At 72.3% G+C, this 24229-nt stretch carries 24 protein-coding genes; 16 read left to right on the top strand and 8 right to left on the bottom strand.

Annotation, left to right across the window (positions count from 1 at the left end):
• Positions 1 to 120 precede the first annotated feature (120 nt).
• Both ACZ3ZE_RS18510 and ACZ3ZE_RS18505 read left to right on the top strand, forming a co-directional pair.
• The gene (locus tag ACZ3ZE_RS18510; protein ID WP_361165138.1) at positions 121 to 591 is read left to right on the top strand and encodes an SRPBCC domain-containing protein; all 471 of its coding nucleotides are present in this window, start codon (positions 121 to 123) and stop codon (positions 589 to 591) included.
• Positions 588 to 1136, top strand: coding sequence for a GNAT family N-acetyltransferase (locus ACZ3ZE_RS18505; protein ID WP_361621050.1), 549 nt, complete (start codon positions 588 to 590; stop codon positions 1134 to 1136). Before ACZ3ZE_RS18510 ends, ACZ3ZE_RS18505 begins: the two co-directional genes overlap by 4 nt.
• A gap of 40 nt (positions 1137 to 1176) precedes the next feature.
• On the opposite strand, the gene ACZ3ZE_RS18500 is transcribed toward ACZ3ZE_RS18505, so the two are convergent.
• From ACZ3ZE_RS18500 to ACZ3ZE_RS18490, 3 genes are all read right to left on the bottom strand, one after another.
• A complete protein-coding gene (locus tag ACZ3ZE_RS18500; RefSeq protein ID WP_361165144.1) occupies positions 1177 to 3318 on the bottom strand; it encodes a LamG-like jellyroll fold domain-containing protein in 2142 nt (713 codons plus the stop codon).
• A 103-nt stretch (positions 3319 to 3421) separates the two neighbouring features.
• Positions 3422 to 4153 carry a transporter substrate-binding domain-containing protein gene (locus tag ACZ3ZE_RS18495; RefSeq protein WP_361621052.1) on the bottom strand — a complete coding sequence of 244 codons (732 nt, stop codon included), beginning with the start codon at positions 4151 to 4153 and terminating at the stop codon, positions 3422 to 3424.
• Between the two features lie 99 nt (positions 4154 to 4252).
• Positions 4253 to 5227: an aldo/keto reductase gene (locus tag ACZ3ZE_RS18490; RefSeq protein ID WP_467259768.1), complete on the bottom strand. Its 975-nt coding sequence runs from the start codon at positions 5225 to 5227 to the stop codon at positions 4253 to 4255.
• A 275-nt stretch (positions 5228 to 5502) separates the two neighbouring features.
• On the opposite strand from ACZ3ZE_RS18490, the gene ACZ3ZE_RS18485 reads away from it, so the two are divergent.
• Positions 5503 to 6978: an alpha/beta hydrolase gene (locus ACZ3ZE_RS18485; protein ID WP_467259766.1), complete on the top strand. Its 1476-nt coding sequence runs from the start codon at positions 5503 to 5505 to the stop codon at positions 6976 to 6978.
• A gap of 132 nt (positions 6979 to 7110) precedes the next feature.
• Here the strand turns inward: ACZ3ZE_RS18485 and ACZ3ZE_RS18480 are convergent, their stop codons facing one another.
• Genes ACZ3ZE_RS18480 through ACZ3ZE_RS18470 form a run of 3 tightly spaced genes read right to left on the bottom strand, consistent with a single transcriptional unit; the run spans position 7111 to position 10597 of the window.
• Positions 7111 to 8637, bottom strand: coding sequence for a PTS transporter subunit EIIC (locus ACZ3ZE_RS18480; protein ID WP_467259764.1), 1527 nt, complete (start codon positions 8635 to 8637; stop codon positions 7111 to 7113).
• 42 nt (positions 8638 to 8679) lie between these two features.
• Complete coding sequence (gene murQ / locus ACZ3ZE_RS18475; protein WP_361165159.1) at positions 8680 to 9642, bottom strand: N-acetylmuramic acid 6-phosphate etherase; 963 nt, start codon at positions 9640 to 9642, stop codon at positions 8680 to 8682.
• A gap of 19 nt (positions 9643 to 9661) precedes the next feature.
• Positions 9662 to 10597, bottom strand: coding sequence for a MurR/RpiR family transcriptional regulator (locus tag ACZ3ZE_RS18470; protein ID WP_361165162.1), 936 nt, complete (start codon positions 10595 to 10597; stop codon positions 9662 to 9664).
• Positions 10598 to 10728: 131 nt separating this feature from the next.
• Here ACZ3ZE_RS18470 and ACZ3ZE_RS18465 point away from each other — a divergent pair, with 131 nt between their 5' ends.
• Positions 10729 to 11085 (top strand): hypothetical protein, encoded by a 357-nt coding sequence (locus ACZ3ZE_RS18465; protein ID WP_361165165.1) that lies wholly within the window; start codon positions 10729 to 10731, stop codon positions 11083 to 11085.
• The gene (locus tag ACZ3ZE_RS18460) at positions 11082 to 11375 is read left to right on the top strand and encodes a DUF4031 domain-containing protein (protein ID WP_361165169.1); all 294 of its coding nucleotides are present in this window, start codon (positions 11082 to 11084) and stop codon (positions 11373 to 11375) included. Before ACZ3ZE_RS18465 ends, ACZ3ZE_RS18460 begins: the two co-directional genes overlap by 4 nt.
• Before the next feature lie 78 nt (positions 11376 to 11453).
• On the opposite strand, the gene ACZ3ZE_RS18455 is transcribed toward ACZ3ZE_RS18460, so the two are convergent.
• Entirely contained in the window at positions 11454 to 12656 is a 1203-nt protein-coding gene (locus tag ACZ3ZE_RS18455; RefSeq protein ID WP_467259821.1) for a Cmx/CmrA family chloramphenicol efflux MFS transporter, read from the bottom strand.
• 232 nt (positions 12657 to 12888) lie between these two features.
• The gene (locus tag ACZ3ZE_RS18450) at positions 12889 to 13575 is read right to left on the bottom strand and encodes an HD domain-containing protein (protein ID WP_361165172.1); all 687 of its coding nucleotides are present in this window, start codon (positions 13573 to 13575) and stop codon (positions 12889 to 12891) included.
• A 256-nt stretch (positions 13576 to 13831) separates the two neighbouring features.
• Between ACZ3ZE_RS18450 and ACZ3ZE_RS18445 the strand changes: the two genes are divergently transcribed.
• The 11 genes from ACZ3ZE_RS18445 to ACZ3ZE_RS18395 all read left to right on the top strand — a co-directional run bounded on the left by ACZ3ZE_RS18445 (position 13832) and on the right by ACZ3ZE_RS18395 (position 24219).
• The gene (locus ACZ3ZE_RS18445; protein ID WP_467259762.1) at positions 13832 to 15271 is read left to right on the top strand and encodes an MFS transporter; all 1440 of its coding nucleotides are present in this window, start codon (positions 13832 to 13834) and stop codon (positions 15269 to 15271) included.
• A gap of 94 nt (positions 15272 to 15365) precedes the next feature.
• A complete protein-coding gene (locus tag ACZ3ZE_RS18440) occupies positions 15366 to 16589 on the top strand; it encodes a trans-sulfuration enzyme family protein (protein ID WP_442304669.1) in 1224 nt (407 codons plus the stop codon).
• Between the two features lie 89 nt (positions 16590 to 16678).
• On the top strand, positions 16679 to 17242 hold the full coding sequence (locus ACZ3ZE_RS18435; RefSeq protein ID WP_361165181.1) for a MaoC family dehydratase: 564 nt from the start codon (positions 16679 to 16681) through the stop codon (positions 17240 to 17242).
• A gap of 176 nt (positions 17243 to 17418) precedes the next feature.
• A complete protein-coding gene (locus ACZ3ZE_RS18430) occupies positions 17419 to 18261 on the top strand; it encodes a class I SAM-dependent methyltransferase (protein WP_361165184.1) in 843 nt (280 codons plus the stop codon).
• A complete protein-coding gene (locus ACZ3ZE_RS18425; RefSeq protein ID WP_361621066.1) occupies positions 18258 to 19301 on the top strand; it encodes a class I SAM-dependent methyltransferase in 1044 nt (347 codons plus the stop codon). The genes ACZ3ZE_RS18430 and ACZ3ZE_RS18425 overlap by 4 nt, the downstream gene beginning before the upstream one ends.
• A 122-nt stretch (positions 19302 to 19423) precedes the next feature.
• Positions 19424 to 20317: a diiron oxygenase gene (locus ACZ3ZE_RS18420; protein WP_361165190.1), complete on the top strand. Its 894-nt coding sequence runs from the start codon at positions 19424 to 19426 to the stop codon at positions 20315 to 20317.
• An 86-nt stretch (positions 20318 to 20403) separates the two neighbouring features.
• The gene (locus ACZ3ZE_RS18415) at positions 20404 to 21291 is read left to right on the top strand and encodes a class-II aminoacyl-tRNA synthetase family protein (RefSeq protein ID WP_467259760.1); all 888 of its coding nucleotides are present in this window, start codon (positions 20404 to 20406) and stop codon (positions 21289 to 21291) included.
• Position 21292: 1 nt separating this feature from the next.
• Positions 21293 to 21754 carry a holo-ACP synthase gene (gene acpS / locus ACZ3ZE_RS18410; RefSeq protein WP_123955185.1) on the top strand — a complete coding sequence of 154 codons (462 nt, stop codon included), beginning with the start codon at positions 21293 to 21295 and terminating at the stop codon, positions 21752 to 21754.
• A gap of 13 nt (positions 21755 to 21767) precedes the next feature.
• On the top strand, positions 21768 to 22019 hold the full coding sequence (locus ACZ3ZE_RS18405) for a phosphopantetheine-binding protein (protein WP_132911903.1): 252 nt from the start codon (positions 21768 to 21770) through the stop codon (positions 22017 to 22019).
• Entirely contained in the window at positions 22016 to 23224 is a 1209-nt protein-coding gene (metK, locus tag ACZ3ZE_RS18400) for a methionine adenosyltransferase (protein WP_361165197.1), read from the top strand. Before ACZ3ZE_RS18405 ends, metK begins: the two co-directional genes overlap by 4 nt.
• An 11-nt stretch (positions 23225 to 23235) precedes the next feature.
• Positions 23236 to 24219 (top strand): carbohydrate kinase family protein, encoded by a 984-nt coding sequence (locus ACZ3ZE_RS18395; protein WP_467259758.1) that lies wholly within the window; start codon positions 23236 to 23238, stop codon positions 24217 to 24219.
• Positions 24220 to 24229: the final 10 nt, after the last annotated feature.

Here is a 24229-nt window from a genome sequence, read left to right as displayed (position 1 = left end):
AACATAGCGCTTGATGGTTGAACGTGTTCACTGGATGGCCTGTTCGCGGCCGGAGTCTGTCAGGGGCATCCTGAGAGGAGAGTCCGGCGCCCCGGGCAGCGGGCAGACAGGAGAGATCTCATGATCACCCTCCTCACCACACCGGCGGAACGCGAGCTGGTCATCACCCGCACCTTCGACGCGCCCGTGAGCCGCGTCTGGGAGGCCTGGACGCGGCCCGAGCACGTGCGGACCTGGTACGGGGTGGCGGGGCTGACCATGTCCGTCTGCGACGTCGACCTGCGGCCGGGCGGCGCGTGGCGCTGGGGCCAGCGGACCCCAGACGGCCAGGAGATCGTCTTCTCCGGCACGTACGAGGAGATCGTCACGGCCGAACGGCTCGTCTACTCGGAGATCTTCGAGCAGATGCCGGACGCCGAGCCGGTCCGCGTCGTCCTCGCCTTCGACGCCACCCCCGACGGCGGCACCGCGCTGACCAGCACGTCCTTCTGGCCGTCCACGGAGATCCGGGATCAGGCGCTCGCCGCGGGCATGGAGGCGGGGGTGAAGGAGCAGTACGACCGGCTGGCCGACCACCTCCGCAGGATGTGACCGCCCTGGAGGTCCCGCGGCTGACGGCGGACGGGCTGCTGCTGCGCCCCTGGGAGCAGGCGGACCTGCCGCTGGTCCGCGAGGCGTCGGCCGACCCGTACATCCCGCTGATCACGACCGTCCCGCCGGTCTGGTCGCGGACGGAGGGCGAGGCGTTCGTCCGCCGCCAGTGGGCCCGCGCGCAGACCGGCGCCGGCTACCCCTTCGTCATCGCCCGCACCTCCGACGCACGCCCCCTCGGCGCGATCGGCCTCTGGCTCCGCGACCTCCCCGAAGGCCGCGCGACCCTCGGCTACTGGCTCGCCCCCCACGCCCGAGGCAACGGCACCGCCACCCACGCCCTCACCACCCTCACCACCTGGGCCACCACCGAACTCCGCATCCCCCGCCTCCAACTCCTCGTGGAACCCTGGAACACCGCCTCGTCCCACACGGCCGAACGCGCCGGGTTCGTACGGGAGGGGGTGCTGCGGGGGTGGCAGGAGGTGGGCGGGGTGCGGCGGGACATGGTGATGTACGGGCGGGTGGCGGGCCGGGCGGGGTAGCCGCTCCGTCAGCCGGACGGACCTTCCCGGCGGGCCGGTGCTAGCAGAGGCAGGGGTCGGTTCCCCAGCCCAGGCCGACGATGTCGTCGTCGCGCAGCGCGCCGGCGTACGCCTGGATCTCGTCGACGTCACCCTTCAGGTACTCGCCCCAGCCGTCGGCGGTCATGCCGCGGCCGACCTGGAGCGGGCCGCCGCTCTTCCAGCCGTCGGGGACGTGCGCGGTCGCCTGCGCGTTGGTGAAGCCCTCGGCGAACAGCTTGACGGTGTCGGTCGCGTCGTCGTAGACGACGGCGAGGCGGACACCCTGCCCGCTGCTGCCGGCGGGACCCGTGATCTGCGAGACGACCTTCTCCGGCGCGCCCGCCTCGTCCCGCTCCGGCATGATCAGCTGCCAGGCGTACGTCGACGGCTCGTAGCGCAGCTTGAACGCCTCGGTGTGCTCACCGGCCTGCGACAGCACGGTCATCGGCCGGTTCGCGTCGGCCTCGGGGATCTGGACGACCACGCCGAGGGTGAAGCTGTCACCGGTGTTCACCACCGGGCCGTCGAGGGCGGCGTGGCCGCCCGCGCCGTCCAGACGCAGATCGCCCGTGTCGACCAGCGCGGGCGGCTGGTAGGCGCAGTCGGGGTCGCGGCCGGGGAAGCAGTTGCCGCTCGTCGGCTTGTAGATCGTCGCTCCGGCGCCCAGCTTCAGCGGTGCCCCGCCGTTCTGCTCGGGCGTCGCGCCGTCGGCCGCGGTCTCGAACGACCAGTGGCCGAGCAGACTCGGCTTGCGCTGCGCGAGTTCGCCGACCTCCTTCGGGACCACGACCCGGTCGTACGTCCGGAGGTCGCCGATCTCGCCCTGCCACCGCTGCTTGTAGCCCGAGCCGTCCCGGACGCGGCCGATCTGGAACGCGCCGCCGGCCGCGACGGGCGACGCCTCGGCCGCGGTGCCGACCTCGCGTCCGTTCACGTACAGCTGCGCGCGGCCCGTCTCCGCGTCGTATACGCCCAGCAGATGCGCCCATTCGCCGGTCTCCGGAGCGCCGCCCGAGACCTTCGCGTCGCCGATGGCGAAAGTCCAGGCGGCGCCGGTGTCCTTGCCCTCCAGGCCCAGGGCGAAGCCGGACCCGGAGTCCGTGTCCTGGCCGGCCACGGTCATGGCGCGGTCGGTCCGCGCGGGGCGTACCCAGGCGCCGACGGCGAAGGTCTTCCCGGTGTCGACGGCCGGCGCTCCCGTGGTGAGGTAGCCGTGGCTGCTGCCGTCGAGGCGGGCGGTGGATGTGAGCGGGGTGCCCTGGGGGGCCGGGCCGCCGAAGGTCACTCCGGTGCCGGCCTGGGCCGGGCTGCCCGTCTCGGCCGTGGCGGTCGTGGAGCCGGCGGGGTCGGCCAGCTTCCAGTGGGAGACGGGCGCACGGCCGGGAGCGACGCGGAACATGTAGTCGGTGCGGTTGCTGGAGCGCCCCGCCCGGTCGAACGCCTCGACGCTCAGCGTGTACGTGCCGGAGCGCGGCGGCATGTAGCGGACGGTGACCGGGGCGCCGGGCTCCGTGGCCTGCACGGTCCGGGCCGTGCCGTCGGAGAAGTTGTAGCGGTACGAGACGACGTCCGGCGACGTCGAGTCCATGGTGAAGCTGCCGTAGACCCCGACTCCGTCGGAGATCCGGTAGTCGTTCGGGTACTCCGGGGAGGTCACGGTCGGGGTCGCCGGGTTCGCGTTGTCGTACACGAACCGGCAGGCCGCGTCGGGGGCGTCGGAGCTCCAAGGCCCGTTCGCCGTGCCGTCGTTGGCACGGACGCGCCAGGAGATGACGGTGTCGGCCGGGATGTCCGACGGCACCTCGTACCGGTGGAGCCGCCCCGAGTACGCCGGGTAGGAGGAGTACGAGCGGCGCTGGTCGACGCCGGCCGGGTCCGTCCACCAGATCTCGAACTCTCCGCTGACCTGCTCCGGGTAGCCGGGCCGGTCGTCCTCCGCCGGGTCGGAGAGCACGGCCGTGAGGACGGGCGGCCCGCTGAAGTACGGAGCCGGGTCGCCGGTCGCGCACGGTGTGAAGTCGGTCTGCAGATCCTTGACGGCCGGGCGGTTGGGCGGCAGGTTGTCCGCCGCGTAGGCCGTACCCGGTACGGCGGTCGCCCCCACGACCGCAGCGAGGCAACTGCCGAGCAGCAGGCCTCGTTTTCTGAATGTTCCTGACATGGGTGTATTCCCCTCCCCTGGATACACGAACGCGCTTTCTAGCGGCCCGAAAGCCAGGAGGCTAACAGCGCCCACCGACACTGCCGACAGGGTTTTCGGCCCCCTACGCCTCCGGGCCCGCCAGTAGGCCCGTGTCCTGGCCCGCGCGCTTCAGGGACGCCGTCACGAAGCCGTTCGTCTTCAGGTCCTCGATCGTCGCGCGGAGGAACGCGACCGTCTCCGCGGAGCGGGTGACCGGGGTGCCCACCGCCTGGCGGATCCGCATGAAGCGGGTGTCGAGGAGGCGGACCTCCGGGTGGGCGGCCGCGTACGCGGTCATCGGCTGGCGGATGCCCGCGCCCGCCTCCAGGGCCTGCGCGGCGAACGTGTCGACGCCCTCCTCGCCGCGCACCAGCTCCGCGTGGCGCAGGGTGCGGGTGAGGTAGAGGTCGTACGCGGAGCCCGCCTTCACGCCGATGCGGACGCCCGGGGCGTCCACCTCCTCGGGGCTCGTCAGGGCGGAGTCGCGCGGCACCGCGTACACGCCCTCGATGACGACGTACGGGGCCGTGAACGCGACCTCCGCCTCCCGCGCCGGCTCGACGGCGAGGAAGCAGAGGTCGGCGCGGCCGGCCGCCATCGCCTCGTACGACTTGCGCGCCGCGTCGAAGCAGAGCAGCTCCACCGGTACGCCGAGCCGGGCGCCGATCTCGCGGGCCAGGTCCACGGTGATGCCGGCGGGCGACTCCGGGGTGCCCTGGGCCAGGACCGGGTTCCCGAGGTTGATCGAGGCGCGCAGGGTGCCGGTCGGGGCCAGGTCGGAGACGAGGGCGGGCGTTGTCGTCGCAGGGGTCATGGGGCCGGAGTCTAGGGGCGGGGGGTGGGTTTCGGCAGGTCAGGGGGGATGGGTTTCGGCAGGTCAGGGGGGGAGGGGCGTGGGGGTACGGGGGTGCCGTCACGTCTCCGTCGGGGCGTGCGCCTCCGCCAGGCGGGTCAGGTTCTCCTCCGTCAGGCGCAGCGCGCCCGCCGCCACGTTGGCCGCCAGGTGGCCGAGGTCGCCCGTGCCGGGTATAGCGAGCAGGTGGGGGCCCTGGTGGAGGGTCCAGGCGAGGCGGATCTGGGCCGGGGTCGCGCCGTGTTCGCGGGCCACGGCCAGGATCGCCTCCGGTTCCGCGGCGGCCGTCGTGCCACCCTCCCGGCCCGCCGCGGCGATCGAGTAGAACGGCACGAACGCGATGCCCTGCTCGCCGCAGTGGCGGACGAACTCCGCGTACTCCGGGCGTACTCCGATCCCGTACATGTTCTGCACGCACACCACGGGCGCTATGCCCCGCGCCTCTTCGAGCTGTTCGGGCGTGACGTTCGAGACGCCGAGGTGGCGGATGAGGCCGGCGTCGCGGAGTGCGGCGAGGGCGCCGAAGCGTTCGGCGACCGAGTCGGTGCCGAGGACCCGGAGGTTGACGACGTCGAGGTGGTCGCGGCCGAGCTGGCGCAGGTTCTCCTCGACTTGGGCGCGCAGGGCCGCCGGGGTGCGGGCGTGGTCGGTCCAGGCGCCGGACGCGTCGCGCGCGGGTCCGACCTTGGTCGCGATGACGAGGTCGTCGGGGTAGCGGCCGGACGGTCCGGCGAGCGCGCGGTTGATGAGCTCGTTGGCGGAGCGCAGGCGCGAGAAATAGAAAGCGGCGGTATCCAGGTGGTTCACGCCGAGCTCGACAGCCCTGCGCAGCACGCCGATCGCCTGCTCGCGGTCCCTCGGCACGGCGTCCTCGATGAGGGCGCCCCCGGTCTGCGGCAGTCGCATGGTGCCGAAGCCGACGCGGCGGACGGGGAGGTCGCCGAGCGTCCACGTGCCCGCGGCGGCGGCGGACGGGGAGACGGCGGGGGAGGGGACGGGGGTGGGGGTGGCGAGGGCGTTCCGGTCTGAGGTCATGGCGGGGATGATCTCCCGCCGGGCCCGTCCTGGCCACCCGCCTCCCCCCGCCGTACGCCGCGGCGGACGTGATCGGGCGGCTCGGCGGGCCGGGAAGTGGCGGCTACACGCGAGGGCAGACCGGTACGGGTGTGGCAGGTGCGGCAGCCGCACGCCGACGGGGACCGCGCCGAACGGACCGCCCGGCGCCACCTCCACCCCCGGGGGCTACCCCCACCCCCCACCCGCGTGCCTGCCGGATGGGGAGCTGACGCGAGGTCAACGATGCTTCCTGCATGACGACTTCCGCAGGTATCGCGCTCACTCTCGCCCTCGCCTCCGCCGCCCTCGCCCCCACGGCGGGCGCCGCCCCGGTGGCCCCCGCCGCCCCCGTCCTGAGCTGGTCCGCGTGCGGTCCCGCCGGTCTCCGGCAGGAGTGCGCCACGCTCACCGTCCCGCTCGACTACGCGGATCCGGACGGGCGGCAGGTCGGGCTGGCCGTGTCGCGGATCCTCAGCGACCGGCCCGAGGCGCGCCGCGGGGTCCTGCTCGTGGTGCCCGGCGGGCCCGGCGGGTCGGGGGTGCAGCGCCTGTCGGGGAAGGGGGCGGCGCTGGGGAAGGAGCTGGGCGGGGCGTACGACCTGGTGGCGTTCGATCCGCGCGGGGTCGGCGGCAGCATGAAGGCGGACTGCGGGCTCGCGGACGACGACCGGCGGCTCGTGAACCTGCGCAGCTGGCCCGCCGCCGACGGCTCCATCGACGTGTCCGTCGAGCGCTCCCGCCGTATCGCGGAGGCCTGCGCCCGCAACGGCGGCGCCGAGCTGCGCAGCCTCACCACCGCCAACCAGGTGCGGGACCTGGACCGGCTGCGGGCGGCGCTCGGCGAGAAGAAGGTGTCGGTGTGGGGCGTCTCGTACGGCACGTACGTCACCGCGCAGTACGCGCAGAAGTTCCCGGACCGCACCGACCGGCTGGTCCTCGACAGCAGCGCCGACCCGAACCCGCGCACCGTCGCCCAGGGCTGGCTGCGGGGGATGGCGGGGGGCGCCGAGGACCGCTTCCCCGACTTCGCCGCCTGGGCCGCGCACCCGGACCGGGCGAAGGCCGGGCTGCGGCTCGCCGAACGCCCCGAGGACGTCCGCCCGCTCCTCCTCGGTCTCGCCGCCCGGCTGGACCGGGGGCCGAAGCCCTCGACGACGGTCGGCGTGCCGCTGACCGGCAACCTGCTGCGGCAGGCCCTGCAGATGGCCCTGTACTCGGACTCCCAGTTCGAGGGCCTGGCCCAGTTGGTGCAGCAGGCGCGCACCGCGTCCGAGAAGCCCGTCCTGCCGCCGGCCCTGTCCGGCCCGATGCCCGACGCCGACGCGGCCGTCACGGTCGGCGTGATCTGCAACGACGTGAAGTGGCGGGGTTCCGTCCGCTCGTACGAGCGGGCCGTCGTCGCCGACCGGGCCGCGTACCCCCTGACGGCGGGCATGCCGGCCAACATCACGCCCTGCTCCTTCTGGAAGGGCGGCCCCGTCGAACAGCCCACCCGCCTCACCGACGAGGGCCCCTCCAACATCCTCATGATCCAGAGCCTGCGCGACCCCGCCACCCCGCACTCGGCCGGCCTCAAGATGCGCGAGGCCCTCGGCACCAAGGCCCGCATGGTCTCGGTCGACCACGGCGGCCACGGCATGTACCTCGGCAACGGCAACCCCTGCGGCGACCGCACGGTCACCCGCTTCCTGCTGACGGGCGAGCGGCCGGCTACGGACGTCACCTGCTGATACGCGCGCGCCGCACGACGGACGCGAGAGAGGGCTCCCGGTACGCACGTACCGGGAGCCCTCTCTCGTATGCGGCTCGTATGCAGTCGGGCGGGTGTCAGGCGGATGCCAGGCGTTCACCGGGTGGGCCCGTCAGACCTTCGCCGGTTCCGGCGCCGGGCCCTCGGTCGAGGTCGAGGTCGTGGCCGCGTCCGTGGCCGTGGCGGGGGCGGTGGCCGGCTCCAGGGGGGTCGGGGGCTCCGTCTCCGTGTTCACGTTGAACTCCTCGATCAGCTCCTTGCTGAAGCCGAAGAAGTACGTGGCCAGGAAGCCCACGACGTAGCCGACGAGGAGGCCGCCCGCGTAGATCGCGATCGTCCCGCCGAGGCCCTTGTTGCCGTCGAGGAGGGGGAAGAGGGCCCAGCCCGAGGGGCCGATGGCGGTGGAGCCGACCTGGTCGCCCAGCATGTTGAAGAGGCCGATGAAGCCGCCGCCGAAGGCGCCGCCGACACAGGCGGTGATGAAGGGGCGGCCGAGGGGCAGCGAGACGCCGTAGATCAGGGGTTCGCCGACGCCGAGGAAGCCGGCGGGGAGGGCGGACTTGATGGTGCGGCGGATCGAGGCGTTGCGGGGCAGCTTGCGGTAGACGGCCATGGCCGCGCCGACCTGGCCCGCGCCCGCCATCGCCAGGATGGGCAGCAGGACGGTGAAGCCCTGCTGTTCGATCAGGGTGGTGTGGATGGGGATGAGCGCCTGGTGGAGGCCGAGCATCACCAGCGGGAGGAAGAGGCCGCCGAGGAGGAAGCCGGCGCCGGCGCCCGCGTGGGCGAGCAGCCAGGTGGCGAAGTCGCCGATGCCCTGGGAGATCTCACCGGCGACGAACATCAGGCCGAAGATCGTGGCGAGGCCGGAGACGAGGACCGTGAGGGTGGGGGTGACGAGGACGTCGAGGGACTCGGGCACCCAGCGGCGGCACCACTTCTCGACGTACACGGCGAGGACGGCCGCGCCGAGCGCGCCGAGGACACCGCCCTGGCCGGGGGAGAGGGTCTGGCCGAAGACCTCGATCTTGGCGACGCCCGCGAAGACGATGATGGAGGCGACCGCGCCGCCGAGGATGGGCGTGCCGCCGAACTCCTTGGCCGTGTTGAAGCCGACGAAGACCGCGATCAGGGCCATGAAGCCGCTCGCGATGGCGGCGAGCGCGGGGGTGATGCCGGGCAGCCAGCCGAGGTTGATGAGCAGGCCGTTGAGGCCGGCGATGATGCCGCAGCCGATGAGGGCGGGGATCAGCGGGACGAAGATGTTCGCGATCTTGCGCAGGAAGAGCTTGAACGGCGTGGAGTTCTTCGCCTTCTGCGCCGCCTTGATCGCGGCGCCCTGCGCGGCGAGTTCGTCCGCCGAGTGGACGGGCGTGGGGGCCTCGGCGATCAGGGCCTCGAACGCGGGGGTCACGCGGGCGACGGTGCCCGGGCCGAGGACGATCTGGTACGTGTCGTCCTCCACCACGCCCATCACGGCCGGTACCGCCTTGAGGGCCTCGTCCTGGACGAGCGAGCGGTCCCGCAGACCCAGCCGCAGGCGGGTCATGCAGTGGGCCACGGAGCTGATGTTCCCGGCGCCGCCGACGAGGGGGAGGATCGCGGCGGCGATGGCGCGGTTCTTGTCGTCTGTGCTCATGGTGCGGTCGTGCCTTGCTGTGAGGGGGTGCCCGGCGGGGGGTTACGGGGTGGTGGGGGCGGCGGGGGCCGTCGCGTGCAGAGCGGCCCGCAGGTGGCCCCGCGAGTCGTGCAGGCGCTGGTCGGCGGCCTTGGCATCGATGTCGGCGAGGAGCATGAGGATCGCGGTCTTCACCTCCCCGTCGGCGGCGGCGAGGGCGGTCTCGATCTGCTCGTCCGGGGCGCCGGTGGCGAGGGCCACGATGCGGCGCGAGCGGGCCTGCAGCTTCTCGTTGGAGGCGCGGACGTCGACCATGAGGTTCCCGTACGTCTTGCCCAGCCGGATCATGGTGATCGTCGAGATCATGTTGAGCACCAGCTTCTGCGCGGTGCCCGCCTTCAGCCGGGTGGAGCCGGTGAGGAGCTCGGGGCCGGTGACGACCTCGATGCCGTGCTCGGCGGCGGCGGCGAGCGCGCTGTCCGCGTTGCAGGACAGGCCGATGGTCAACGCACCCTGTGTACGGGCGTGTTCGACGGCGCCGATGGCGTACGGGGTACGGCCGGAGGCGGAGATGCCGACGACGGTGTCGTCGGGGGTGAGCCCGAGCGCGGTCAGGTCCTGGACCGCCAGCTCCTTGGAGTCCTCGGCGCCCTCGACGGCCTTGACCATCGCGGACGGGCCGCCCGCGATGAGACCGACGACCTCGGAGGGGTCGGTGTTGAAGGTGGGCGGGCACTCGCTGGCGTCGAGGACGCCGAGCCGGCCGGCCGTGCCGGCGCCCAGGTAGAGCAGCCGGCCGCCGCGGGCCATGCGGGCGGCGGTGGCGTCGATGGCGGCGGCGATGACGGGCAGCTGCCGGGCGACGGCGGCGGGGACGGACTGGTCCTCGCCGTTCATCAGGGCGGCGATCTCGGCCGTCGGGAGCTGGTCGATCTCGGCGAGCTCCGGCCGGAACGCCTCGGTGGTGAGGGTGGCGAGCTGGGCGCGCAGCGCGGAGTACGTGGCGGCGGTGGATGCGGTGGACACGGGGCGGCTCTCTCGGGGTTCAGCGGGTGCGGGGGGCGTGGCGGTGGGCGAGGGCTTCGTACGAGGCCGCGAGGGCAGGGGCCGCCGTCTCGTACGTACGTTGGGTGACGCAGGTGAACAGACAGTCCACGACCAGGAGTTGGCTGGTGCGGGACGACATGGCCGCGGGGCGCAGTTCGCTCTCGCGGGCGGTGGAGGTGGTCAGCACGTGGTCGGCGTACTGCGTGACCGGGCCGTCCGGGCGGCCGGTGATCGCGACCGTGGTGGCGCCGTGGTCGAAGGCGACCCGCAGCGGTTCTATGACGTCGCCGGTGGACCCGGAGTGGGTGATCGCGATGGCGACGTCGCCGGAGCGGAGCTGGACGGCGTTGGTGACGGCGAGGTGCGGGTCGCTGTGGGCGTGGGCGATCAGGCCGATGCGCAGCAGCTTCTGCCCGAGGTCCTGGGCGACGAGGCCGGAGGCGCCGACACCGTAGATGTCGACCCGGCGGGCGGTGGCGAGGGCGGCGACGGCGGCGCCGAGCTGGACGGTGTCGAGTCCGGCGGCGGTGTCGGCGAGGGTCTGCTGCTCGTCGTAGGCCAGCTTGGCGACGACGTCGGCGACCGGGTCGTCGACGGCGATGTCGGCGGTGACCGAGGGGGCCCGGCCGGACTGCTGCTGGGCGGCGAGACCGGCGAGCGCGAGGCGCAGGTCGCGGTAGCCGGGGTAGCCGAGCAGGCGGGCGGTGCGCACGACGGTCGCCTCGCTGGTGCCGGTGAGCTCGGCGAGGCCGGTGACGGTGAGGGCGGCGCAGCCGGCCGGGTCCCCGGCGACGGCCTCGGCGACGCGCTGCATGGAGCGGGTCATGGAAGGGGCGAGGGTGCGCACCTTCGCCGCGAGGGCGGCGGGTGCGGGCGGGGCCGCGGCCGGCGTCCCGGAGGCGCCGGTGAAACTTTCCTTCACGTCATTGGTCACATAATGAAAGATATTTTCGGCCCCTGGGGACCGTCAAGACCCCGTTGGACCCGTATCCGGGCAGGCCATTGGTCCCCTTCCTCGGGGTACGGCATTGGTCCGCGGCGGCCCCTTGGGGCGAGAATGTGAGCATGGACGACATCGACCCCGTGGAACAGGCACTCCATGCCGCCCGCGCCCTGGTTCTCGCCGACCTGGTGGCCCGCGAGGTCGCCATGGCCGAGGTCGTCTCGATGGTCGAGGACGCCGTGGCCCACCGCCGCTGGTGGGTCGAGCAGTGGCCCGAGGGCGCGCCCTTCGTGGCCGGTCTCGTCGCCCAGGACGTCCAGGACGCCCTGCTCGAACGCTACGGCCGCTGGCCGCTCTGCCCGGTCTGCTCCTCGGGCGACCCGCACGCCCTCGACGTCGAACCCGAGATGGGCCCCGACCCGCACTGGGTCTGCGGCAAGCAGGGCGTGGTGGTCGCCCCCGTGGGCGGCCTGACGTGACCCTGTACATCGACCCGCCCTCGTGGCCGGGCCATGGCCGCATGTGGTCCCACCTGATCAGCGACGTCTCCTTCGAGGAGCTCCACGCCTTCGCCGCCTCGATCGGCGCGCCCGCCCGCGGCTTCGACGGCGACCACTACGACATCCCCTCCGACTACTACGCGGGCGCGGTGGCGGCGGGCGCGATCGAGGTCGGCTCGAAGGAACTGCTCCGCCGTCTCACGGACGCGGGCCTGCGCCGGCCGAAGGGTCGGCCGGCGCAGGGGGAGGCGGCCGGTGACCGCCCTTAGCCGGTGAGCGTCCCCGGCCGGTGATCCGCACGGGAGATCCCGCTCTCCCGTGCGGAGGCGATCCCCCCGACGGGAGGGTCAGCGGGACGACACGACCTTCCGCGCCCGCGGCGCACCCGAGGCCACGACCCGGGAGGAACCCTGGTGGAGCCGGAGCGAGACGGTGACGGTGGCGAGCGCGAGCAGGGTCATGGCGGCGCCGGCCCAGGCGGGGGAGGCGTAGCCGTGGCCGGCGTCGATGACGGTGCCGCCGAGCCAGGGGCCGCCGGTGTTGCCGAGGTTGAAGGCGGCGGTGGTGGTGGCGCCGGCCAGGGTCGGGGCGGCGCCGGCGACGTTGAACATCCGGGCGTTGAGCGCGGGCGCCGTGTAGAAGCAGGAGACGCCGAGCAGGAAGGTCAGCGTGATCGTGGCGACCGGGCTGGAGGCGAACAGGGCGAGCGCGGTGAGGAAGACGGTGGAGGCGGTGACGCCGCTGAGCAGCACGCCGAAGAGGTGGGCGTCGGCGACCCGGCCGCCGAGGTACGTACCGATGAGCGCGCCGATGCCGAAGAGGGCGAGGACGCCGGAGACCCAGCCGTCGTCGAGGCCGGAGACGTCGGTGAGCAGCGGGGCCAGGTAGGAGAAGGCGCAGAAGACGCCGCCGGCGGCGAGGGCGGTGAGCAGGACGGAGAGCAGGACCTGCCGGTCGCGGTAGATGACGAGCTCGGCGCGGAGCCGCGGCCGGGTCTTGGGCACGGGGATGCGCGGGATCTTCGTCACGACGCCCACCAGGGCGATGGCGGAGGCGGCCCCGACGGCCCAGAAGGCGGACCGCCAGCCGAGGTGCTCGCCGAGGAAGGCGCCGGCGGGGACGCCCAGGACGTTGGCGATGGACAGCCCGCCGATCATGACGGCCATGGCCCGCGCCCGCGCCCCCACCGGCACCATGGCGATGGCGACGGCGGCCCCCACCGCCCAGAACCCGGCGCAGGCGAGCGCGCTCACGACCCGCGAGGCGAAGAGCACCGGGTAGTTCGGCGCGAGCGCTCCGGCGATCTGCCCGAGCCCGAAGAGGGTGATGAGCGCGACGAGCGTGGTCTTGCGAGGCAGCCGCAGCGTGGCCACGGCGAGCAGCGGGGCGCCGACGACCATCCCGATGGCGAACGCCGATATGAGCAGCCCCGCGGTGGGGATGGACACGTCCATGTCCTCGGCGATGGGCGGCAGCAGCCCGGAGAGCATGAACTCGCTCGTACCGAGCGCGAAGACGGAGAGACCGAGGATGTAGACGGCGAGAGGCATGCGGGCGGGCGCGGGGGCTCCGGACGGCGCGGAGGCGTCGACGGCAGGCTCGGACGAGGAAGACGGCATGACATGCGCAACCGGCCGTTCATTCCTGACATTCCACCACCCCGACACGTCTCGCGATACGGAACGGTCACGTCGCGGGAGCGCGGGGCGGGCTGCGTCGACGCGCGCTGACCGTCCCGGCGCGCCGCCCCGGCCGGTTCACGCCAACCGGCACTCCGCCCCCTCAGCCCTCCCCCGAGGGCTCCCGCAGCTCCCCCAGCTCCCGCTCCAGGTTCGCCCGCGCGCGCTCCTCCCAGACCGCTGCCCCGTACGGCGTGCGGAAGAGGCGGGGGAGGGAGAGGAGGTGGGTGAGGATGGCGGTGCGGCCTTTTCGGAAGGCGGGGTCGGGGACGAAGGCGTATTCCTCGCGGACGGCTCTCGTATACCCCGTATAGGTATCCAGGGGGCTCGCCAGGATCGCCAGGTCCGCGTCGCACAGGGTCTCGCCGTTGAGGTCGCCGGGGGCCGGGTCGTGGGTGGCCGTGAGGCGGACCAGGCGGGCCACCTCGGCTACCTCGTGGGCGGTGAGGCCCGCTTCGGGGAGGGCTCTTTCGGCCAGGTTCGCCGAGCGCTCCTCGTTCTCCGAGCGGTCCGGCCGGTAGACCGCGTCGTGGAACCACGCGGCCAGTCGTACGAGCTCCAACTCGCCGCCCTCGCCGCCCTGATCGGCCAGTTCGTCGATGCGGCCGAGGACCGCCGCCAGGTGGTCGACGGTGTGGTACCTGCGCTGCGGCTCGGCCCAGCGGGACAGCAGGTTCCGGCCGTACGGCAGGGGGTCCGGGCCTTCGCGGCCGGCGCGGGCGGCGAGCAGGGTCGAGGTCCAGCGGCGGAGCAGTTCGCGCTCCCGGTCTGTCTCCTGGTCCGTGGTCATGGGGGGCATTCTGCCGTGCCGGGGGCCGGGCGGGTGGGGTGTCGGGGCTCGGCGGGCGGGTGCCGGATGGGTGCCGGATGGGTGCCGGATGGGTGTCCTTCGTGCGGAGGCGCGTGCTCCCTTTTGGGGTCTGACTTGCCTTCACCTCAGCCTTACATACCCCCCATGGGTATGCTACGGTGCAGCGCACAGGTACCCCCCAGGGGTATGCCTCGGGCGGTCCCCGGGGTCGGAACGCGAGTGAAGGGTCAGGGCAATGTCAACCGTCAATCCCCGGCGCTGGTGGGCACTTGTCGTGCTCGCCGCCGCACAGTTCATGGTCATCATGGACACCTCGATCATCGGGGTGGCGCTCCCCGAGATGCAGAAGGACCTGGGCTTCTCCCAGGGCGAGCTCCAGTGGGTGTTCAACGCCTACGTGATCGTCTTCGGCGGACTGCTGCTGCTCGGCGGCCGGCTCTCCGACCTCATCGGCGCCCGCAAGATCTTCGTCTCCGGCTGGGTCGTCATGATCGCCGGATCCGTCCTCGCGGCCGTCGCGCAGACCGCCTGGGTCGAGATCCTCGGCCGTGCCGTCCAGGGTGTCGGCGGCGCGCTCATCGCGCCCTCCGCGATGACGCTGCTCATGATGCTCTTCATGCACGACCCGAGGGAGCTCGGCAAGGCGATGGCCCTCTACGGTGCCGCCGCCCCCGCCGGCGGTACCGCCGGTGTCTTCCTCGGCGGTGTCTTCACCGAGTGGGCCGCCTGGCAGTGGTGCTTCATCATCTACGTGCCCATCGGCCTCGCGACCCTCGCCGCGACCAAGATCCTCCCGAGCGTCGAGTCCCGCCGCGGCTCCGTCGACGTCCTCGGCGCCGTCGCCGTCACCGCCGGTCTCGCGCTCGCCGTCTTCGCGGTCGTCCGCGCCCCCGAGGTCGGCTGGGGCTCCACCGGCACGATCCTCCAGCTGGCCGGCGCCGTCGTCCTCCTGATCCTCTTCTTCGTGATCCAGAAGGCCATCCGCGAGCCCCTCATGCCGCTCAGCGTCTGGCGCGTGCCCCGCCTCGGCTCGGCCAACCTCGCGATGACGCTGCTCGGCGCCGCCTGGATCCCGATGTGGTACTTCCTCAACCTCTACCTCCAGCAGGTCCTCGGCTACGGCGCCTTCGCCTCCGGTGCCGCGCTGCTCCCGATGACCGTGCTGCTGATGATCTTCATGACGGCCATCACCGCCAAGCTGATGGCGAAGTTCGGTGCCAAGCCGCTCATCGGCATCGGTCTGCTCGTCCTCGCCGCCGGCCTGGTCTGGCTCGCCGCCGTCGAGCCCACCGGCACCTTCCTCGTCGACGTCCTGCCGGCCTCGCTGGTCGCCGCGCTCGGCATGTCCCTGGCCTACATTCCGGCCATGATCGCCGCGATGTCCGGCGCGCCGCAGGAGCAGGCCGGTCTCGCCTCCGGCATCGTCAACACCACCTACAACGTCGGCTCCGCGCTCGGCCTCGCCGCCCTCACCGCGGTCGCCATGTCCCAGGGCGCCGACCAGCTCGGCAACCTGCCGAAGCTGACGGACGGCTTCTCGGCCGCCTTCATCGGTGCAGCGATCATCGCCGCGGTCGGTGGCGTGATCACCCTCCTCGTGATGAAGGGCGACAAGGCGCCGGCCGCCGACGCCGGCGTCCCCGCGCAGCAGGGCGGCGACAAGGTCTCCGCCTGACGCGGCCCCGCAGGGGCCGCCCGATGTCCGTCGCGCCGGCGGATGTCGGGCGGCCCCTTTTCTCGTACCCCTACGTCCGCCACGGGAGCCCGCAGTGGATTTGAACACCCGAGCCGTTCACGTAGTCAACGAGCCTTTCCAGCAAGGCAGTTGGCCGCTCTCCGTCCCCCTCGTCCAGTCCTCCGCCTTCGCCTTCTCCTCCGCCGACGAGCTCGCCGGGGCCATGGCCGGGCCCGACGGGCAGTACGTCTACAGCCGGCGCGGCAACCCGACCGTACGGGCCCTGGAGCAGACGCTCGCCGGGCTCGAAGGGGGTGCAGGGGCCATCGCCTTCGCCTCCGGGATGGGGGCGATCAGCGGGGTGCTGCTCGCGCTGCTCAAGCCGGGGGACCGGGTGGTGGCGCAGCGGTGCCTGTACGGGGGGACCTTCGCCGTCCTGTCGGATCTGGCGCGGCGGTACGGGATCGAGGTCGTGTACGTCTCCGGGGACGAGGTCGCCGAGTTCGAGGAGGCGGCCGTGCATCCGGCGACCCGGCTGCTCGTCCTGGAGACGATCGCGAACCCGACCGGGCAGGTGGCCGACCTGCCGGGGCTGCTGGCGGCGGCCCGCCGGCTCGGGGTGACCAGCGTCGTCGACAACTCGCTCGCCTCGCCGGTGCTGTGCCGCCCGATCGAGCTGGGCGCGGACGTGGTGGTGCACTCGACCACCAAGTACCTCTCCGGCCACTCCGACGTGCTCGGCGGCGCCGCCGTCTTCGCGGACGACGAGCTGCGCCGGAAGGTGTGGCCTCGCACGGTCGAACTGGGCGCCTGCGCCGACCCGTTCGCCGCCTGGCTGACCCTGCGCGGGATACCGACGCTGCCGTTGCGGATGCGCGAGCACTGCGCCAACGCGGCGGTCCTCGCCGAGCGTCTCGCGGGCCGCCGTGACGTGTCCGCCGTGCACTACCCCTGGCTGGCCGGGCACCCCTCGTACGACACGGCCCGCAAGGTGCTGTCCGGGGGCGGTGGGCTGCTCTCCTTCGAGCTGGCCGGCGGCCGGGAGGCGGGGCGGGCGTTCATCGAGCGGGTGCGGGTGGCGAAGCTGGCGCTGTCGCTGGGCGGGGTGGAGAGCCTGGTGACCCATCCGGCCTCCACCTCCCACCGGGAACTGGACGCGGATGCCCTGGCGGCGGCCGGGATCGCGCCCGGTCTGGTGCGCATGTCGGTCGGCATCGAGGGGGTCGAGGACCTGTGGGGCGACATCGAGCGCGCGCTCGCCCACGAGGGCGGTGAAGACCCCGGCGGATGGGGTCATTTGAGCCTTCTTTTGGGTTGACAAAATAAATGAGCAATTCGTAGATTGGGTAGTGCCAAGGAACAAAGGAACGACAGGAACGACCACTCCTAGGTCAAGGGGGGCGCGTGATGCGCTACTTCGAGGACTTCCGGCCCGGCGACATCCACGAGCTGGGCACCGTCACCGTCACGGCGGAGGAGGTGCTGGAGTTCGGCAGGCGCTTCGATCCGCAGCCCTTCCACACGGACCCCGAGCTCGCGGCGGAATCGCAGTTCGGCGGCCTGATCGCCAGCGGCTTCCACACCCAGTCGATGTTCATGCGGCGCTACGTCGACGGCCTGCTCGCCTACAGCTTCTGTATGGGCTCGCCCGGGATCGACGAGGTGCGCTACCTGCGCCCCGTGCGCCCGGGCGACGTCCTCACGGCACGGGTGGAGATCCTTGGCGCCACCCCGTCGCCGTTCAACCCCACCAGCGGCACCGTCAAACCGCGCTGCACGCTGGTGGGCGCCGACGGGACGGCCGTGTTCAGCATGATCCTGCACAGCATCTTCCGGCGCCGCCCCGCCGGGACCGAGGCCGGCCATCTGTCGTCGATGCCCGCGGCCGAGGACCCCGTCGGGTGCTGCGCGCGCCCGCGCACGCACGCGCGCGCCGAGGAGACCGCCCCCGCAGTGGCCATGAGCGCCTGACCTGGACCTGAACAGGTCGGTCCGCGACTGAGCACGGCCGTCCGTACAGCACGGCCGTCCGTACAGCACGCGCGGCGAGTGCGGCTCGCGTCAACCGCACCGCCCGCACCTCCCACGTCACCCGCACCGCCCGCGTCACCCGTATCGCCCGCAATCCAAGTGAAGGGGGACCTCCTGTGGAGGCCGTATCCCGCACCGCCCAGTGGACCGCCGCGGCGCGCGCCCTGGAGACCGAGCGCGAGGACCGGCTGTTCGCCGATCCGTACGCGCGCACCGTCGCCGACCAGATCGGCTTCGAACTGCTCGAACGCTACGACGGGGGCGGCATCGTGCCGTTCCTCGCCATCCGCACCACCTACCTGGACCGCGCGATCGTCGCGGCGGTGCAGGAGCGCGGCATCCGCCAGGTGGTCTTCCTCGCCGCCGGCATGGACACCCGGTTCTTCCGGCTGCCCTGGCCCGACGGCGTCACCGTCTACGAGCTCGACCGCCCGGCCCTCCTGGAGGCCAAGGCCGAGATGCTGAAGGACGAGCCGCTGCCGGCCGGCCGCACCCGCGTCCCGATCCCGGTCGACCTCACCCAGGACTGGACCGGCCCCCTGAAGGAGGCCGGATGGAAGAGCGACGAGCCCGTGCTGTGGGTCGTCGAGGGCCTGCTCTTCTTCCTGCCGGAGGAGGCCGTGCGGACCCTCATCTCGACGCTCTCCGCGCACGCGGCGCCCGGCTCCGTGCTGCTCGGCGACGTCATCTCCAGGGCCGCCCTGGAGAACCCGCTCGCCCGCACCTTCATGAACGCGCTGAAGGAGGACGGCAACCCGTGGCTCTTCGGCACCGAGGAGCCCGAGGCGCTGCTCGACGCCTGCGGCTGGGCCGTGCGCGAGGTCAGGCAGCCGGGTGAGCCCGGCGCCGACTTCGACCGCTGGCCCTACCCGGTCCCGGCCCGCAACGTGCCCCGCGTGCCCCGCTCCTTCCTGTTCACCTGCGACCTGCCCGGATACGAGGAGGAGACGGCCGCATGAGCGCCCAGGACTTCCACCAGAGAGTCATCACCGACGCCGGCGCGGCCGTGCGCGGACTCACCGTCGCCCTCGGCGAGCGGCTCGGCCTGTACAAGGCGCTCGCCGAGCACGGCCCGCTGACCGCGGGCGAGCTCGCCGGGAAGACCGGCACCAACGAGCGGTACATCGAGGAGTGGCTGCACGCCCAGCTCTCCGCCGGGTACGTCGAGCGGCACCCGAGCTCGCTCACGTACACGCTGCCCGCCGACCACGTCGAGGTGCTGGCCGACCCCACCGCCGTCACCTTCGCCGCCGGCTTCTTCACCGCCCTCAAGGCGCTGTACGCCACCGAGGACCTGCTCGCCGAGGCGTACAAGACGGGCGACGGCGTCGGCTGGGCCGAGCACGACGCGGCCCTCGACACCGGCATGGGCTCCTTCTTCCAGCCGACCTACGAGCACAAGCTGGTCCCGGACTGGCTGCCCGCCCTGCACGAGGTCACCGACAAGCTGGGCGCCGGCGGCACCGTCGTGGACGTCGGCTGCGGCGTCGGCCACACCACGCTGCTCATCGCCAAGGCCTTCCCGAACGCCACCGTGCACGGCTTCGACTACTCCGAAGAGGCCATCGGCATCGCCCGGCAGCTCGCCGAGGAGGCCGGCCTGTCCGACCGGGTCGTCTTCGAGGTCGCGTCCGCCGACGACTACCCGGGCACCGGCTACGACCTGGTCTGCTTCTTCAACGCCCTGCACGACATGGGCGACCCGGTCGCCGCCGCCCAGCACGTGCTCAAGTCGCTCGACGCGGACGGCACCTGGATGCTCGTCGAGTCGAACGTGTCGCCCGCCGACATCGACACCCAGACCCCCGCGGCCCGCATGTTCATGGCCCTGTCCGCCGTGATGTGCCTGCCCGTCGCCGTCGCCCAGCGCGGCCCGCACGCGCTCGGCAACCACTCCGGCGAGAAGGCCTTCCGCGCGATCGCGGAGGAGGCCGGCTTCACCCGTTGGCGGCGCGCCACCGAGACCCCGGTCAACGCGGTCTACGAGGTCCGTCCCTGAGGGACCCTCCCCCGACAGACCGGCCCTGAGGGTTTCCCGCCCCGACAGTCCGGCCCTGTGGCTCCCCGGGTCCCGTCCGGCCCCCCGAGCCCATCGCCCCACGAGTCCCGAGGAGTCACACCATGGGCGTCACCGCCCCGCTGCCCGTCACCGACCGGTTCATGGAGGTCCTGGAGCGTCTCAGCGAGCGTTCCGTCGAGGACTACTACAACCCGTACCAGACCTTCCAGTGGCCCGAGACGCTGGAGGAGAACCGTTACTGGATGACGCCGGAGCTGCTCACCGTCTACGGCACCGAGCACTTCGACACCCTCGGTGAGGAAACGCTTCAGCGCCTGTCGAAGTGGGAGTCCATCAACTTCTACAGCCTCAATGTGCACGGCATCCGCGAGCTGCTCATCGAGGTCGTCGGCCGGATCCACATGCCCGGCTTCGAGGTCCCCTCGGACTTCTTCCACCACTTCATCGGTGAGGAGAACGAACACATGTGGTTCTTCTCCGAGTTCTGCCGGCGCTACGGCAACAAGATCTACGGTTCCACCGCCATGCGCGCCGACGCCGCCTGGGAGCCCGAGGTCGAGAACTTCCTGGTCTTCACCCGCATCCTGTTCTTCGAGGAGCTGGTCGACCACTACAACTCCCGGATGGCCAGGGACGCCTCCCTGTGCCACACCATCCGCGAGGTCAACCGCATCCACCACCAGGACGAGTCCCGGCACATCGCCTTCGGCCGCGAGCTGGTCTCGCTGCTGTTCCAGCGCATGTGCCAGGCCGTCAGCGCGGAGCGGGTCCGGGAGGTCGAGGCGTACCTCAAGCGGTACGTCGTCTACAGCACCAACTCGCTCTACAACCCCCACGTGTACCGGGACGCCGGCATCCCCGACCCGCTCGCGCTGCGCAACTCGCTCGTCGCCGACGAGCGCCGCCGCCCGCACGAGCGCAAGGCGATCCGCAAGCCGCTGTCCTTCTTCCTGAAGACCGGGATCTTCACCGACGACACGCTGCCCGTCGTCTGAACCCGCCCAGGAGGCCTCCCCGGAGACCGGACCCCGCGTGAGCCCGGACCTTCCCGGAGACCTCCCACCCGAGAGGTGACGAGACCATGACCTTGACGAGCCCCGAGACCGTCGGGGAGACCAGGGGCCTGCCCACGATGGGCCCCGAGGGGACCCGCCTGCTGCGGCTCCTCGACGACACCTTCGAAGGCTGGGGAGTGGCCGCGGGCGCCCACCCGATGACCATGCCCCCGCTGCTGCCGGCCGCCGAACTGGCCAAGCTGGACTACTACGACAACTTCCCCCACCAGGCCGTCGTCGCCACCTCGCTCGACCTGGAGCGACGGACGACCGACCCCATCTCCGCCGACACCGGCCGCTTTCCGACCGCCGCGCTCGAACCGGCCGCGCTCGGACTGCCCTCGGCGTCCTGCTACGCCGTCTACCTGACGCACCAGGGCCACCGGGTCGCCGACGACACCCTCGTCACGATCTGCTCCTGGTGCTACCGCAAGGAGACGCACTACGAGGGAATGCGGCGCCAACTCGGCTTCCGCATGCGGGAGATCGTGGCCATCGGCGCGCAGCAGCACGCCGAGCAGCACCTGGCCGGCTTCACCGCCCGTATCCACGCCTTCGCGGCGGCGCTCGACCTGCCGCTGCGCAAGGAGGCCGCCTGCGACCCCTTCTTCGACAAGGGGACGTCGAAGGCCGTGCTCCAGCGGCTCACGCCGGTGAAGTACGAGTTCCTGTACGAGGACCTGGCCATCGCCTCGGTCAACACGCACCGGAACTTCTTCGGCGACCGCTGCGACATCACCCTGGAGTCGACCGGCGGTCCGGCCTTCACCAGCTGTGTCGCCTTCGGTCTGGAGCGCTGGCTGTCGGCATTGACCCGGCGCCACGGCAGCTGGGAGTCCGCCACCCAGGCGGTGCTCGACGCGAACGCCCGTCTGCGGGCCGATGCGAGTCCCGCGGCCGGGCCGGTGATCTGACGTGACGGCCCGTCCCGTGGCACCGCCGGCGGGCGGCCTGGGCTGGGCGAACCTCGGCATGGACATCGTGTCCGTCAACCGTGTCCGCAGGCTTCTCGCGCAGTACGGGGAGAAGTTCTTCGAGCGGATGCTCACCCCCGGTGAACTCGACGACTGCCGCACGTCCGGCGGGCTCGACGTGCTGAGCCTGTGCGGGCGGATCGCGGCCAAGGAAGCGGCCTTCAAGACGTTACGGGTCCGCGGCAGGTTCCTGCCCTGGCCGGACATCGTCGTACGCCGCTCCGAGGGCGGCTGGCCGCTGGTGGAGCTGTACGGGCCCGCGGCCGACATGGCCGCCGAGTCCGGCATCTCCGAGATCACCGTGTCCATCAGCCACGACGTGGACTACGCGGTCGCGGTCGCCGCGCCGATCATCGCCCCCACCCCTTCCGCCCCCACCCCCTTTCACAGCAGCAGTAGCTAAAAGGAGAGCAATCATGGCCGACGGCCTGCAGACGGTGAAGAGCTGGATCCTCGAGCGCCACCCCGAGCGCGACGACATCGCGTCCGACCTCGACCTGATCGAGAACCGGCTCATCGACTCGCTGTCCTTCGTCGAGTTCGTCTTCCTGCTGGAGCAGGAGAGCGGCACCGCGATCCAGATGGAGACCCTGGAGGTCGACTCCATCCGGACCCTCGCCGCCATCGAGCAGCACTTCTTCAAGACCCCGGCGGAGGCCCAGGCATGAGCCGCCGCCTGTTCACCTCGGAGTCCGTGACCGAGGGCCACCCCGACAAGATCGCCGACCGGATCAGCGACACCATCCTGGACGCGCTCCTCGCCCAGGACCCGTCCTCCCGCGTCGCCGTCGAGACCCTGATCACCACCGGTCAGGTCCACATCGCCGGCGAGGTCACCACCTCGGCGTACGCGCCGATCGCGCAGCTCGTCCGCGACGCGATCCTCGACATCGGCTACGACTCCTCCGCGAAGGGCTTCGACGGCGCCTCCTGCGGCGTGTCGGTGTCCATCGGCGCCCAGTCGCCGGACATCGCGCAGGGCGTCGACACCGCCCACGAGGCCCGTGTCGAAGGCGCTGAGGACGAGCTCGCCGGGCAGGGCGCCGGCGACCAGGGCCTCATGTTCGGCTACGCCTGCGACGACACCGCCGAGCTGATGCCGCTGCCGATCGCCCTGGCCCACCGCCTGTCGCGCCGGCTGACCGAGGTCCGCAAGAACGGCACCGTGCCGTACCTGCGGCCCGACGGCAAGACCCAGGTCACCATCGAGTACGACGGCGACAAGCCGGTCCGCCTCGACACGGTGGTCGTCTCCTCGCAGCACGCCGCCGACATCTCCGTCGAGGGCCTGCTCACCCCGGACGTGCGCGAGTACGTCGTCGAGCACGTCCTCAAGGAGCTCGTCGAGGAGGGCGTGACACTGGAGTCCGACGGCTACCGGCTCCTGGTCAACCCGACCGGGCGCTTCGAGGTCGGCGGCCCAATGGGCGACGCCGGACTCACCGGCCGGAAGATCATCATCGACACGTACGGCGGCATGGCCCGCCACGGCGGCGGCGCCTTCTCCGGCAAGGACCCGTCGAAGGTGGACCGCTCGGCCGCCTACGCGATGCGCTGGGTCGCCAAGAACGTCGTCGCCGCCGGGCTGGCCACGCGCTGCGAGGTGCAGGTCGCGTACGCGATCGGCAAGGCCGAGCCGGTCGGTCTCTTCGTCGAGACCTTCGGCACCGGGACCCTCCCGGACGAGCGCATCCAGGAAGCCGTGTCCGAGGTCTTCGACCTGCGGCCGGCGGCGATCATCCGCGACCTGGACCTGAAGCGTCCCGTCTACGCGGCGACCGCCGCGTACGGGCACTTCGGCCGGGAACTGCCGGAGTTCACCTGGGAGCGCACCGACCGGGTGGAGCGGCTGAAGAAGGCCGCGGGGATCTGAGGGGAGCTGGAATGCGTATCGCTGTCACCGGATCCATCGCGACCGACCATCTGATGACCTTCCCCGGCTGGTTCAGCGAGCAGCTGCTCGCCGACCGGCTCGACCGGGTCTCCCTGTCGTTCCTCGCCGACAACCTGGAGGTCAGGCGCGGCGGAGTGGCAGCGAACATCGCCTTCGGACTCGGCGTGCTCGGCCTGCGCCCCGTTCTCGTGGGCGCGGTCGGCGCCGACTTCGAGCCGTACCGGATCTGGCTCAAGGACCACGGTGTGGACACCGACTCGGTGCGCGTCAGCGAGTCGCTCCACACCGCCCGGTTCGTCTGTACCACCGACCGGGCGCAGAACCAGATCGCCACCTTCTACGCCGGAGCGATGGCCGAGGCCCGCGAGATCGACCTGCGGGAGGTCGTCGCCCGGACCGGGCGTCTGGAGCTGGTCCTGGTCTCCCCGGACGACCCCGAGGCGATGCTGCGGCACTCCCGTACCTGCCGCGAGCTGGGCGTCCCCTTCGCCGCCGACCCCTCGCAGCAGCTCGCGCGGCTCGACGGCGGGCAGGTGCGGGAGCTGGTGGACGGGGCGAGGTTCCTGTTCACCAACGAGTACGAGACGGCCCTGCTGCACGAGAAGACCGGCTGGGCCGAGGCGGACGTGCTGCGCCGCGTCGGCACCTGGATCACCACCCACGCCGAGGCCGGGGTGCGGATCCGCGGCGAGGGCCGCGCCCCGCTGGCCGTGCCGGCGGTGCCGGTGGCGGGCGTGGTCGACCCGACGGGCGTCGGTGACGCCTTCCGGGCCGGCTTCCTCGCCGGAACGCTGTGGGGCGTGCCCGAGCGGTGCGCGGCCCAGCTGGGCTGCGCGGTCGCCGCGACCGTCCTCGACTACGTGGGGACGCAGGAGTACCGGCTGCACCGGGATCCGCTCCTGGACCGGATCAGGACGACGTACGGAGTGGGCTGCACGGCTTCGCTGCTCACCCACTTGAGGGCACTGTCATGAGGGGGCTGAC

The sequence above is a fragment of the Streptomyces sp. NPDC023157 genome (genome assembly GCF_055560575.1).
The sequence above is the reverse complement of the archived record's forward strand: the minus strand, read 5'-3'. Positions and strand labels throughout refer to the sequence as shown.

Excerpts from the sequence above, each read along its gene's own strand:
- ACZ3ZE_RS18405 (WP_132911903.1), top strand. The coding sequence starts at position 21,768 with ATGGCCGACGGCCTGCAGACGGTGAAGAGCTGGATCCTCGAGCGCCAC.
- ACZ3ZE_RS18450 (WP_361165172.1), bottom strand. The coding sequence starts at position 13,575 with ATGACCACGGACCAGGAGACAGACCGGGAGCGCGAACTGCTCCGCCGC.
- ACZ3ZE_RS18435 (WP_361165181.1), top strand. The coding sequence starts at position 16,679 with ATGCGCTACTTCGAGGACTTCCGGCCCGGCGACATCCACGAGCTGGGC.
- ACZ3ZE_RS18445 (WP_467259762.1), top strand. The coding sequence starts at position 13,832 with ATGTCAACCGTCAATCCCCGGCGCTGGTGGGCACTTGTCGTGCTCGCC.
- ACZ3ZE_RS18480 (WP_467259764.1), bottom strand. The coding sequence starts at position 8,637 with ATGAGCACAGACGACAAGAACCGCGCCATCGCCGCCGCGATCCTCCCC.
- ACZ3ZE_RS18420 (WP_361165190.1), top strand. The coding sequence starts at position 19,424 with ATGGGCGTCACCGCCCCGCTGCCCGTCACCGACCGGTTCATGGAGGTC.
- ACZ3ZE_RS18500 (WP_361165144.1), bottom strand. The coding sequence starts at position 3,318 with ATGTCAGGAACATTCAGAAAACGAGGCCTGCTGCTCGGCAGTTGCCTC.
- metK (WP_361165197.1), top strand. The coding sequence starts at position 22,016 with ATGAGCCGCCGCCTGTTCACCTCGGAGTCCGTGACCGAGGGCCACCCC.
- ACZ3ZE_RS18465 (WP_361165165.1), top strand. The coding sequence starts at position 10,729 with ATGGACGACATCGACCCCGTGGAACAGGCACTCCATGCCGCCCGCGCC.
- ACZ3ZE_RS18455 (WP_467259821.1), bottom strand. The coding sequence starts at position 12,656 with ATGCCTCTCGCCGTCTACATCCTCGGTCTCTCCGTCTTCGCGCTCGGT.
- ACZ3ZE_RS18395 (WP_467259758.1), top strand. The coding sequence starts at position 23,236 with ATGCGTATCGCTGTCACCGGATCCATCGCGACCGACCATCTGATGACC.
- ACZ3ZE_RS18510 (WP_361165138.1), top strand. The coding sequence starts at position 121 with ATGATCACCCTCCTCACCACACCGGCGGAACGCGAGCTGGTCATCACC.
- ACZ3ZE_RS18415 (WP_467259760.1), top strand. The coding sequence starts at position 20,404 with ATGACCTTGACGAGCCCCGAGACCGTCGGGGAGACCAGGGGCCTGCCC.
- ACZ3ZE_RS18425 (WP_361621066.1), top strand. The coding sequence starts at position 18,258 with ATGAGCGCCCAGGACTTCCACCAGAGAGTCATCACCGACGCCGGCGCG.
- ACZ3ZE_RS18495 (WP_361621052.1), bottom strand. The coding sequence starts at position 4,153 with ATGACCCCTGCGACGACAACGCCCGCCCTCGTCTCCGACCTGGCCCCG.
- ACZ3ZE_RS18490 (WP_467259768.1), bottom strand. The coding sequence starts at position 5,227 with ATGACCTCAGACCGGAACGCCCTCGCCACCCCCACCCCCGTCCCCTCC.
- ACZ3ZE_RS18485 (WP_467259766.1), top strand. The coding sequence starts at position 5,503 with ATGACGACTTCCGCAGGTATCGCGCTCACTCTCGCCCTCGCCTCCGCC.